This is a genomic window from Bacteroidales bacterium (assembly GCA_014860585.1).
Taxonomy (GTDB): domain Bacteria; phylum Bacteroidota; class Bacteroidia; order Bacteroidales; family 4484-276; genus RZYY01.
In genome coordinates this window covers 1-12,395 of record JACZJL010000039.1, presented here as the reverse complement: position 1 = coordinate 12,395, position 12,395 = coordinate 1, and the positions used below count along the sequence as shown (strand labels likewise).

General features: G+C 37.8%; 12 protein-coding genes. All 12 read right to left on the bottom strand.

Annotation, left to right across the window (positions count from 1 at the left end; translation table 11 throughout):
* Positions 1-22 precede the first annotated feature (22 nt).
* The gene (locus IH598_04660; protein ID MBE0637790.1) at positions 23-1,390 is read right to left on the bottom strand and encodes a glycosyltransferase family 39 protein; all 1,368 of its coding nucleotides are present in this window, start codon (positions 1,388-1,390) and stop codon (positions 23-25) included.
* A gap of 6 nt (positions 1,391-1,396) precedes the next feature.
* On the bottom strand, positions 1,397-1,819 hold the full coding sequence (locus tag IH598_04655; protein MBE0637789.1) for a GtrA family protein: 423 nt from the start codon (positions 1,817-1,819) through the stop codon (positions 1,397-1,399).
* Positions 1,812-2,768: a glycosyltransferase family 2 protein gene (locus tag IH598_04650; GenBank protein ID MBE0637788.1), complete on the bottom strand. Its 957-nt coding sequence runs from the start codon at positions 2,766-2,768 to the stop codon at positions 1,812-1,814. Before IH598_04650 ends, IH598_04655 begins: the two co-directional genes overlap by 8 nt.
* Positions 2,769-2,798: 30 nt before the next feature.
* Positions 2,799-4,502: a thiamine pyrophosphate-binding protein gene (locus IH598_04645; GenBank protein MBE0637787.1), complete on the bottom strand. Its 1,704-nt coding sequence runs from the start codon at positions 4,500-4,502 to the stop codon at positions 2,799-2,801.
* A gap of 85 nt (positions 4,503-4,587) precedes the next feature.
* On the bottom strand, positions 4,588-5,688 hold the full coding sequence (locus IH598_04640; protein MBE0637786.1) for a DegT/DnrJ/EryC1/StrS family aminotransferase: 1,101 nt from the start codon (positions 5,686-5,688) through the stop codon (positions 4,588-4,590).
* Between the two features lies 1 nt (position 5,689).
* Complete coding sequence (locus IH598_04635; GenBank protein MBE0637785.1) at positions 5,690-6,478, bottom strand: GNAT family N-acetyltransferase; 789 nt, start codon at positions 6,476-6,478, stop codon at positions 5,690-5,692.
* 45 nt (positions 6,479-6,523) lie between these two features.
* Positions 6,524-7,201 (bottom strand): FAD-dependent oxidoreductase, encoded by a 678-nt coding sequence (locus IH598_04630; GenBank protein ID MBE0637784.1) that lies wholly within the window; start codon positions 7,199-7,201, stop codon positions 6,524-6,526.
* A 5-nt stretch (positions 7,202-7,206) separates the two neighbouring features.
* Positions 7,207-8,520: a lipopolysaccharide biosynthesis protein RfbH gene (gene rfbH, locus IH598_04625; protein MBE0637783.1), complete on the bottom strand. Its 1,314-nt coding sequence runs from the start codon at positions 8,518-8,520 to the stop codon at positions 7,207-7,209.
* Between the two features lie 3 nt (positions 8,521-8,523).
* Positions 8,524-9,609 carry a CDP-glucose 4,6-dehydratase gene (gene rfbG, locus IH598_04620; protein ID MBE0637782.1) on the bottom strand — a complete coding sequence of 362 codons (1,086 nt, stop codon included), beginning with the start codon at positions 9,607-9,609 and terminating at the stop codon, positions 8,524-8,526.
* Positions 9,603-10,376: a glucose-1-phosphate cytidylyltransferase gene (rfbF, locus tag IH598_04615; protein MBE0637781.1), complete on the bottom strand. Its 774-nt coding sequence runs from the start codon at positions 10,374-10,376 to the stop codon at positions 9,603-9,605. Before rfbF ends, rfbG begins: the two co-directional genes overlap by 7 nt.
* Positions 10,377-10,791: 415 nt before the next feature.
* Positions 10,792-11,562: a winged helix-turn-helix transcriptional regulator gene (locus tag IH598_04610; GenBank protein ID MBE0637780.1), complete on the bottom strand. Its 771-nt coding sequence runs from the start codon at positions 11,560-11,562 to the stop codon at positions 10,792-10,794.
* Positions 11,563-11,633: 71 nt separating this feature from the next.
* Positions 11,634-12,278 carry an ATP-binding protein gene (locus IH598_04605; GenBank protein MBE0637779.1) on the bottom strand — a complete coding sequence of 215 codons (645 nt, stop codon included), beginning with the start codon at positions 12,276-12,278 and terminating at the stop codon, positions 11,634-11,636.
* Positions 12,279-12,395 lie beyond the last annotated feature (117 nt).

Below are 12,395 nucleotides of genomic sequence, written 5' to 3'. Positions count from 1 at the left end.
ATGTACTGAATTTCCATGTGTGTTATACCTGGCTTTTCATAACCTGTTTATAAACTTCAGTTTCGCTGAGCTTACAATAGAATCGCAAAAATATGTAGTTAATCCCAAGAACAAAATAAGTGAAAAGAAATGGATGGATGGGCAACATTCGGCGGCCTTCTGAAGCCAATACGTAGAATGCAGATATATATGTAATTAAAATGATATTGAGAAAAAGTAACTTTTTAAAGTAAAAGAAGAACCCAAACAGCGCAAATAAACCATAACCAATAACCACTGAAATGAGGATTCCATAGACAAACATTGATTTTTCAATGAAATACTTGGAGAAAGTCGGGGGTAAAATATTCTTGGAATATGAAATAAGATTAATAATCTTACGATATGAAACGATGGGTTCATTTACCATTTTAAGCAAAGAATCTGCTTTTGCTGCTATAGTACCATCCCAATAAATTTTAAAGCGATCAGTTTCGCTGATTCCATCAACGAGTTCATTTCTAAAAATTGCATTGGCATCATCTATCGTAATGTAATTATAGTATGCTGCAGTTTGTAGTGCAGAATAATAATTAAGATATTCCGGAGTAATGCTGGTGCCAAAGGATTTGAAAATCCGTATGTCCGGAAAATAACTATAAGACCTGTAGAGCCAGGGTGAAACAGTGATGAACATTACAATTCCGATAATAATACTTGGCCTTATTGCCTTGAAAAAGCTTTTCTTGTAAATCCAGATAAAGATCGGAATTGTAACTGCAAAAATTAAATTCGGATAAAAAATTAAATTGAGGAAGCCCCATAAAATACCTGTGAAGATCAAATATTTATCTGAATTAGATTTAAAGTATTGTACAAGCGCTAAACACATGGAAAGGGAGACAAACGATTGAAGTGTTTCTCTCAGTATTGAAGTGATATTGTATGCATAATGAAAGAAAATGGCGAACAAAATCCCTATCAGAAACGCATATCGAATTTTTATAAATCTTGTTAGTATCAGAAACAGTATCACACACGCAAGCGAATCAATGATTGCCTGAAGGTACTTAGCTGCGATAATCTCCGGAACTTTATTTACAATTCTGAAATCATCATCAAACTCTAAAGTACCTGTTTCGTAGCCAACCCAATCGGTAATCACAAATGCCAGAGACAAGAAGAGCGGATAACCCGGCTCCCTGAAAAAATACGGCTCACCATGCATCAAGTAACCATTTCCTTTGGATAAATTGTATGCGAGGTGATAATACCCTGTTCCATCCGGTGCTATTTTATCAGTATTTACAAAATTTATTATTACAACACGAAAAACCATGGCAACAATAAAAATGATAAAACTGTATTTTATGATCTTTTTATTTGAGATAGTATGTAGACTGAATGCCATAATTATTTATAATTTGCTTACTAAGGAATGACTTTTATGATTAAAAACAAATTTCTTGTTCAGGAAAAATGCAAACAGCCCCATTGGAATAATCAATATTGCTCCTCCTAAATAGAGGCTTACTTTAAATTGATCGAAGAGAGTGAGAATGCTAAGACTACACAAGTAAGTGACAAGATAAACGCCGATGAACTTAAAAAACAAAAAATTATTCCGGTTATCAAAAACGAGAGCGCCTATAGTCTTGAAGTTAAAAATTATACCGGCAATCGTAGTTGCCAGCAATGCATAAGGATATTGTAATCCGACAAACAACAGCAAAGCGAAAAGGCCATAACCAAAAATAGTATTCAATCCGCTTACAAGAAAAAAGCGAACAAGTTTAATATTAAGCAAATTAAGGATTTTGGACTTAAGGTTTTCAGTCATCAAAGTTTACTTTTTCTCTGACAATTACAGTTGGCCCCTTTCTTACCTGTGCGTGAATGGCGCCAATGTATTCGCCCAAAATCCCAATAAAAAACAATGTTATCCCAAAAAACAAAAACATACCTAAAATAAGTGTAGTCAGTCCTGGGGCAGCAAGCTCTTTTCCGTAAACAAAAGTATTAATAATCCAGAGTACAAGCTGAACTAAAGCGAATACTACACTTAATATGGATATGAAAAATCCACTAATTGTAGCAATTCTCAATGGGATGTTGGTAAAAGAAACCAATCCATTGATGCCCAAATCTATAATTGGATACAGCGTCCCCTTGGCTTTGCCTTTTATGCGTTTTTTATGTTTATACTTTATGCCTGCGGCGTCAAAACCTGTTTGAGCTATTAAACCTCTTACGTAAGGGAAGTAATCATCATATTTCCTTAGGTTATCAACAACAATTTTGTCAAGTAATTGAAAATCACCTACGTCATTAGGAATATCAAATTCGGACAGCGATCGTACCATCCGATAATATCTTTTCCTGATAAACGTGAGCAAACTATTTTCTTCCCTTGTTTCTCTTACTCCATAAACTATCTGATATCCACTTTCCCACTTTTTGATGAAGTCAGGAATCATATCGGGGGGATCTTGCAAATCTGCAGCGATTGTATAAATAGCAGCATCACCTTTAGCGTACATTAAACTGTTAAAAGAGGATTTTGAAGCACCGAAGTTGCGTGAGTTAACAATTATTTTAACCCTTTTATCAGTTGCTGCAATTTCCTTTATAACCCTCAAACTATTATCTGTTGACGCATTATCAGCGAAGATATGCTCATAATTATAATCCTTTAAGTGGGTTTCAAAGACATTTTTCACAGCAAAGTAACAATCCTTTATGTTATCCTCTTCGTTGAATACGGGGGTGATTATAGATATTAGTTTCATGAAGTAATGTGTGATAGTTTATTAGATGAATTATTCAACCGGAGGTTCCATTTTCGTAATTGGGCTGCCGTACATCATTTTGGGATAAACATTGGTGTGAATGTCTATTTCAACATTCAGCAAAAATGGCTTTAGTGGTTCCTTCCACATTAACTGAAGTGCATTATCAATATCTTCACTTTGGCTAATGCTAATAGCATCAATACCGTAAGCCGAAGCAACTTTTACGAAATCAGGAGCCGTATACCCCCAAACTGTTGATTGATAAACGCTATCAAAATAGGCGTCTTGAAATTGCCGGATCATGCCGAGACAGTGATTATTTAAGATGATAATTTTGACAGGAAGGTTATTTCTAACAATTGTCTGTAGTTCCTGAATATTAATTTGAAACCCCCCATCACCCGATATTGAAACTATAGGTGTTGCAGGCAACGCAAAAGCTGCTCCAATTGCAGCCGGCAGAGAGTAACCCATTGCTCCCATCCCACCACAGGATAAAAAGTGCTGGCCTTCTTGTATTTCAATTGATTGTGCAGCCCACATCTGATTATTTCCAACATCTGTTGTATATGCTCCTGCTAATCCAGACGATTGAGAAAGTAAATGTAAAAACTCATTAGGATTGATACCCCTTATGGATTTCAACTCATTTGTATCCGGAAGCATAGCATACCTTTCTTTTATCTCAGCTAACCATTCATTCTGAGCATTACTGATTAAATCTGACCTGTTCATTTCATCAAGAAAACATTTTAGATCTTCATTCAGGACAACACAATCAGTAATCCTGTTATTCAACTCAGCGCTATCAATATCTATATGAAAAATCGTTTTATTTGCCTTAAATGATTCAGCATCAATACCAGTCTGCCGCAAATCAAGCCTGCTACCCATTACCAAGAGCAGATCACATGAGCCTAAAGCCCAATTTGCCCATCTGTTGCCATAGGTACCAATAAATCCAACTCGTAAAGGATGATCGTAAGGTATTGCATCTACCGCCAATAATGAAGAGACTAAAGGTATATTGTACCTTTCGACAAACTTCAATAACTTTTCATTTGCTCCTGAAACCCTGATACCGCGTCCAACCAAACACAATGGCTTTTTGCTGTTTAACAAAGCTTGTTTGAATTGTTTGATAAAGATATTAATGTCCTCATGGTTTTGCAGTTTCTCTGCCTTAACAGGAACATTTAAAAACATCTCTGCTATATTTTGGTTTTGAACATCCATCGGAATATCAATCAATACTGGGCCTGGCCTGCCTTCCAAACACAAATCATAAGCATCTGCAAAAACAGCCGGAATTTCTGAGGAAGATTCAATTTTATAGGCTGCTTTGGTTATAGGTTTTACGATTGAAATTATGTCTGTCTCCTGAAAACCTATTTGCCGTGTAGGTTTGTTGCCTTTTTGTTCACTGATATTTACTTGCCCGGTTATGAATATTGCAGGCACAGAATCGAAATAGCAACTACCTATACCTGTAATCAAATTTGTTGCGCCAGGACCGCTTGTTGCCATAGCAACTGCAGGCTTATTTGTAATTCTCGCAAACGCATCGGCAGCAAAAGAGGCAGCCTGTTCGTGATGCATACTAACTATTTTAATTGACCCTAGCTTGTGTATCTCATCAATAATCCTTGTGATCATTCCGCCCTGCAATTCAAATACAATGTCTATTTTTTTTTCCGCAAAGAAATTAGCAATAAAAGTTGTTACTTTCATGGTTTTAATTTAAAACAGTATAATAACACGATGGTCTAATTGTAAAAAAAAGGCTGATGATTTAGCAGAGCAGGCATACTAATTATCAACAGAGTATTTTTTTGATTGTATCGCAAATATATTTAACTTCCTCATAAGTTCTGTCGTGTCCGCTTGGCAGGTTAATACCATTCTTTGAAATATGCTCAGCTACTGGATTGTTGCACTCTTCAAACATTCTAAACGAACTGATTTTGGGGAAGAAGGGGCGAGAGTCTATCATATTGTCTCTGAGTTGTTCAATTAACTTATCCCGGGAGATTCCAAAATCCTTATTTAACACAATTGAACTCATCCAATAGATCGATTTTTCGGTTTCAGTATTTACTTTGTTGAATAGCAATCCATCTATATCTTTCAGCTCGTTATAGTACCAGGTGAATAATTGCTCTTTGCGATCAATCAATTCACCGATACGCTCTAATTGTGCTAAACCTAAAGCAGCCTGAATATTAGACATCTTGTATTTGAAACCAATGTCGCTGATGTCGAAACCGGTTGACGATCTTCCATGTTCCGCATAGTGTTTTAGTATTTCAAATAATTCAGAGTTGTTTGTCACAATCATACCACCTTCGCCGGTTGACATGAGTTTTGCACCCTGGAAGCTAAAGCAGGCAATATCGCCAAAGTTGCCGGTTCGCTTGCGGTCAAATTCTGCACCAATGGCAGGGGCAGCATCCTCGACAACCTTGAGATTGTGTTTTTTTGCAATTCTCATCACCCCAGCCATGTTGGCTGGCTGGCCATAAAGATGTACCGGAATAACAGCTTTGGTTTTTGATGTAATTCGCTGTTCAATACTTTTGGGATCTATACACCACGAATCGGGCAATACATCAGCAAATACCGGGATTGCATCTACGTATCGGACCGCACTTGCGGTTGCCACCCAGGAAATATCAGGGACAATCACCTCATCACCCTTTCCGACACCCAGGGCAACTAATGCAAGATGCAGCGCGCCGGTACAAGATGAAGTGGTGAGTGCATGTTTTACGCCGATATAATCAGCGAATGATTTTTCAAATTTCTTAATGTAATCGCCCCAATTTTCATTCCATCCGTTTCTTACGGCATCGTTTACATAGTCAATCTCTTTTTGAGTGATTGATGGGCCGGCAGTTAAAATCATTTTATTGTTCATATTATTTACAATTTATATTTTCTAAAAAAAGTCTTAAATGTATATCATGACGTATTATTTTAAAGTTGCACTTTTCATGCAGCCTTGCAGATCCAATATTTTGAGTACTATAATCGCTTGTTATCAAATCACAATTATCATTAAAAACAGCTTCAAAAGAGTCGGAAAAAAGTACTTTTCCAATATTATTCCCCTGATATTCTGGTCTAATAGCTGCATTTAATGTGTGTGCTATACGGTTTTCGTAATCAATAACAAATTGAATAAACCCAGCAATAATTGAATCCACTTTCACAATATAAATTCGGTGATTCTTCTTCGAAAAATGTGATCGAACCCTTATTACATTTCTTGTTGATGAAGCATTGTCACTGATCAATGGATCGATAGAAAAAGTTGAATAGTCTTTCACCAATTTTTCAATCGCCAGGATCTCATCAAAATCGCTTTCCTTTGCCACCTCGACATTAAACTTAGAAACTATGTTTATAGGTCTAAAGTCATTTTTAGCACACTCCACTACATTATAAGAACTTACAAATAAGAATCCGCTCTTTTCGAGTTCCCTTACTACTGTGATATCTTCTTTGCCGCGAAAAGTACAAATTCTAATATTATGTTCGGTAAAGTAGTTTATAATTCCTGACAAGGGTATGATATCAAAATTCGTAGTGTTTGGAATTGACGCATTAATCAATCTTAACTCGCCTATCTTAAAACCAAAAACAGGAAGTTCATACTCAGGCGTACTCAGTTCAAAAACTAAATCGTTGTGTCTAAATAAAATCATTTTGAATTATTTTAAGTTTAAAGTTCCTTTTTTAATCCCGTTTACCTACTCCCATTCATCCGTAAGGACATGATTTTCCATCACGTTATTAATAATCAAGTATTGTCGAAAGTGTTTAATCATTTGAGGAGGGCCTGATAAAAAATATGTACTATCAACCCCATTTGCTTGAAAAATAGATTTAATATCCAACATACCATTGTAATCCTCATAGGAAACTGATTGAATGAACTGCTCAACATGTTTTAATTCAGTAGCGTATATGTCAAAGGCCTTTCGGCGGAAGCCCATGTAAATACTAGGATTTACATATTCCTTGAACGAGAAATGATTAAAAAGTGATAAGAATGGGGTAATGCCCGTGCCTCCGGCAATGAAAACAACTTTTTCTTTTCTATGAGGTTGGGTAAACAAATCGCCGTAAGGCAGTTTGAGTGTGACAATTTTCCCGTCTGATAATTCTTCTTTCATCCTATGAGTAAAGCTTCCTTTTACTGCATAAGTAATTCTTATGAATTCTTCATCGGGTGCCGATTGCATACTAAAACAGCGAGATTCAGGCCATTGCATACTTGGATCGTATTGATCAAGGGCAAGATGAAGAAATTGCCCCGGTGCGTATTTAAAGGGTTTCCCTTTGGAACAAAATTCCACAGTATATACATCGGCTATTTCCGATTTAACAGACACTACCTCAGCAGTATACTTTTTAATGACAGCCATTTTGACTAGTACGCTTTAATAAATTCGGCTATTTTCTCTTCGGCATAACTGAACATTGGTTCAGTTATACCCGGATATGTACCCAGAAAAAAGGTATTATTCATAATGTAGTCGGTATTATTGAGATGATCAGCAACTCGCCAATTACGGCCAACGAAACCAGGTTGTTTTATCATATTACCCGCGAAAAGATTGCGGGTTTCAATCAAATTGTTGTTTAGGAAAAAAGTTATTTCATCTCTTTTAAAAGTTACATTATCCTTCAGCGTTACAATGAATGCAAACCATGATGGATCAGCATTTTGGGTAGCTTCAGGCAATGTGAAGTATTTTGGATATTTAGAGAATATCTCAAGCCATGAACGATAGTTTTTCTTTCTGGCTTCTACAAAAAAGTCCAGTTTTTCCATTTGAGCAGAGCCAATTGCAGCCTGAATGTCTGTCATTTTCAGATTGTATCCAACTTCAGAATAAACATATTTATGATCATATCCAAAAGGCAAATTTCCAAATTGCTGACTGAATCGTTTTCCACATGTATTATTCTCCCCTCCTGCACAATAGCAATCACGACCCCAGTCGCGGAAAGCACGAACTAAGTTTGCCAAATGAGGGTTGTTGGTGCATATTGCACCACCTTCGCCTGTAGTAATGTGGTGTGCCGGATAAAATGAAATAGTTGATAAATGGCCGAATGTTCCGGTTTTCTTTTCCTTGTATTTGCTGCCAAAGGCATCACAATTATCCTCTATAACCCATAGGTCGTGTTCTTTTGCCAATTGCATCACTTCGTCAAGATCAAAGGGATTGCCAAGCGTGTGAGCGATAAAAATACATCTTGTTTTCGGAGTAATGGCTTTGCGCATCATTTCCACATCAATATTGTACGTAGGTATTGTGATATCAACAAAAACCGGTACAAGTCCATATTGGATTATTGGAGTTACTGTAGCGGGAAAACCTGCAGCAACTGAAATCACTTCATCTCCGGGCTTTAGGCGTTTCTCACCAAGTTTTTCGGATGTTAATGCTGCAAAAGCAAGTAAATTGGCTGAAGAACCTGAATTGGTCAACAGCACATGTTCTATGCCTAAAAAGTCGGAAATTTTTTCTGCAAATTCTTCAGAGAAACGGCCTTCAGTAAGCCAGAAGTCCAGCGATGCTTCTATAGCATTTACTAGTTCATCTTCATTAAATACACGACCGGCGTAATTTACGCGTGTTTTTCCCGGAGTGTATTCCTGAGTTGCAAAACGCGCTTTGTAATATTCTTTTGTTTTTTGAATGATTTCATTACGGAGTAAAAGATGTCCATTCATGATTTACAGCAATTTTAAATAGTTTTCAATTTGTTGATAACAAACATTTCTCACATCTTTTTTATGCAACCAGGCTTTATTCCATTCAACGATACTTTGGAGCGCCTGATAGACATTCCATTTAGGTGCCCAGCCCAGCTCTGCTTTTGCTTTTGAACAGTCTAACCTCAGGTATTTAGCTTCATGCGGTTGTGGATTGGAATCAATAGAATATTCCGCTCCTTCACCCCATAATTCACATAAAGTTTTACTGATCCATTCCACATTTCTGGCCTCAGCATCCTCAGGTCCAAAATTGTATGCCTGTGAAAAGGCTGGACCATCAGCTAGTAATTTTACTGCTAATGTCATGTACCCTGTAAGAGGTTCCAGCACATGTTGCCATGGTCTTATTGCGTAAGGGCTTCTGATGAGCAATTTTTCGCCACTGCTTATTGCTTTGATAAAATCAGGAATAAGCCGATCCGGCGCCCAGTCACCGCCTCCAATAACATTTCCTGCACGTGCTGAAGCCAGTGCCACACCATGTTTATCAAAATCATGCTGATTAAAAAAAGAGTTTCTAAAAGATGATGTTACTAATTCGGAACATCCTTTACTGTTAGAGTATGGATCATACCCACCCAATGGTTCATTTTCGCGATAACCCCAGTACCATTCGCGGTTTTCATAACATTTATCAGTAGTCACATTAATAACAACTCTTTTTCCTGGATTCTGCCTTATTGCTTCAAAGAGGTTTACTGTACCCATTACATTAGTAGAATAGGTGTCCACAGGATTCTTATAAGACTCCCTGACAATAGCCTGTGCAGCCATGTGGAAAATTAGATCGGGGTTGACCTCCTTAATTACATCGTTCAATTTTTTAAAATCGCGAATATCAGCAATGTAAGAAGTTATTAACTCATTAATTCGTGCTGCTTCAAATAAATTTGGATTTGTTGGAGGCTCAAGCGCATATCCATAAACCTTTGCACCAAATTTATCCAATAGAAGTGCAAGCCAAGAACCTTTAAAACCAGTATGTCCTGTTATCAGAACCTTGCGTCCAAGAAAACTTTCGCTGAAAATGTTTTCCTTTACCATTTTATCCATGGCGCTTTATTTTTTTCAATTAATATCTCTAACTGACCTTTATCACGTTGGGTATCCATTGGTTTCCAAAAGCCTTCATGTTTGTAGGTAAAAAGTTCTCCGTCTTTTGCAAGTCCTTCCAAGGGTTCTCTTTCAAAAATTATCGTTTCACCATCAGGTATGTAATCAAACACTTCAGGTTGACAAACGAAAAAACCGGCATTAACCCAAGCGCCATCTCCTTTTGGCTTTTCTTGAAACGACAAAACTCTATTTTCCTGATTTACTACTAATGATCCATATCGCCCTTCAGGTTGTACAGAGGTTATGGTTATCGCTTTCCCATGCTCTTTGTGGTATTTTATCAACACATTGATATTCACATCAGACACCCCATCTCCGTAAGTAAGCAAGAAAGGTTCATTCCCTATGTAAGCCCTCACCTTTTTGATTCTACTGCCTGTCATGGTTTCAAGCCCAGTATCAATCAGCGTAACCTTCCATGGCTCAGCATAGCAATTATGATTTGTAATGCTGTTATTAGCCATATCAATCGTAAAATCAGCCATATGCAGAAAATAATTTGCAAAGTATTCTTTAATCATATAGCCTTTGTAACCACAGAGTATAATAAATTCATTGAATCCATAAAATGAGTATGATTTCATAATATGCCATAGAATGGGTTTCCCACCAATTTCAACCATAGGTTTTGGTTTTAGAATGGTTTCTTCAGATAATCGAGTTCCCATTCCTCCTGCAAGTATTAAGACTTTCATTGCTTTGAATATTTATTATTAGAATTGTAAATTTCGGTTTTTGTATTTTTTGTTTGAAGAGTTGAAGGTTTTGGAAGTTGAGAAGTTTAGTGTTTCGAGGTTTAGTAATTTAAAGGCATAAAGGAACATTTACAAGTTGTAAAGTCCGGGTTTGTATTTTTTCAGGTTTTATGTTTGGTGTTCAGTGTCCCGAATCGCTTCACTCTCGGGATTTCGCTTCGCTCAATTTGTTGTTCGTTGTTTGTTGTTTGGCACTTCGGCAATCGTTCGACTGAGCGTTCGACTGAGCGTTCGACTGAGCGCTCACGCCGAAGTCTCACGCCGAAGTCTCACGCCGAAGGCTCAGTGTAAATGTTTGGTGTTTGACGTTGGTTTCGTTGCATCCGGCGAGGGCGGGGAATCCGCGGGATGCGTGTTATTCCTTTTGCCTGTCAATTATTTGCCAGTGGCCTCCTTTAGCAGGGCCGATGCGTGTGATTACACCCTTCTTTTTCAAAATGCCAATGTTTTTTTCTACCCCACGTCTTGATAATCCTGTTTGTTTTGCCATTTCTTTTTGGGTAATAGAAGGATTGTTTAAAATCAAAGCAACTATTTTCTCCACACTTTTCTCCACACTTTTCCCTTCAGTTTCTGTGCTGTTTTTCAAGAATGTTACCTGTATACCACCGGCATATTCTTCAAGCACAGGCTCAGGCAAGCCTGCTTTGGCAGCTTCTTCCATCATCAAAAGAATACCTCTACCCCAGGCCTCAATATATCCATACCTAAAAAATACATTTGCAATAAGTGGGTTTCTTCTTTTTGAAGGGTGTTCTTGTTTTAGCAATTCAAGGTTTAAAGGTGCAATCAACGGACCACTGTTCCAAAATACGATCTTATTGCTGTACACCCGAATTGTTACATCGGTTTGCACACCATAATCCCTGTGCACGATTGCATTAAGTAATGCCTCCCGGAGTGCTTTTTCGGGATACTCTAATTTTTCCTTGCGCTCAATTCCTTCATAATAAATTGGTGAGCTCAAATACTTTGTCCTGAGCAGATCAAGGATACGTTCTGGCATGTCGAGAATACTTCCTTCAATAATGTCATGGCTGATCAAATCAGTGTCAGAGTCTCCAAATCGTCCCAGCTTTACCGTGGCAGAGCGGATGTATTTGCGTGGTCGTTTTCCAAAAAGCAATATCGCTGCACGTGTAAGTTCGCCTTTATCGTTTAACAGGTCGAGCTTGTTTAGTCTCTGCCAGAAAACTATTAATGTTGAAAATCATTGTTGACCCCATCCCTAAAGGGAGCAATGATTTTCAACGATTTACTCCCTTTAGGGCGGGGCAAATAAATCGTTGAAAATCTATTATAGAGAGTTTTCTGGCAGGCTCTATTTAACAGTAAACTTATGTCTTCTTTGATCGCAGCACCTGATAATCTTTTGGTGTCAACAGCCTTTGACAGAAAACGCATTATCAATGGTTCGTCCAGATCATCAATTTTTGCGTCCGGAATCGTTATTTCATCCCAGGAGATGTTGTCTTTTTGTAGGATGAACCTTCTGAGTTCGTGACCGCTGAGCTCCTGCACTGTGCTTCCACTGCGAATATAGTATTTGCCATGGTATGAAATTGGAACGGAAACAGGGTTTACAATAATTTCGATCAAGTCTTTACGGTTGTAATCCTTTAGCTCCACATCAACTGTGATTCCTAATCGTTGAATGACTTTGTTGGGAATGTCTTCCAATAGCTTTTTGGCATTATTTACTCCCACAACGGTACCGTCATCGCTGATGCCCAGGTAAAGTTTGCCACCCCGGCCATTTGCAAACGCACACAGGTGTTTCAGATAGTCGTCATGCCATCCCTGCTTGAACTCAACATTTTGTGATTCTTTATTGGGTATCATTGCTGAAAGGGTTGAAGGGTTGAAGGGTTGGGCGTTTGGCGTCCCGACCTTTGGTGCGGGATGCTCGAAAAAGCTACGGAATCAAAGATTCCTTGTTTTTTGGCATTGGACGTTTGG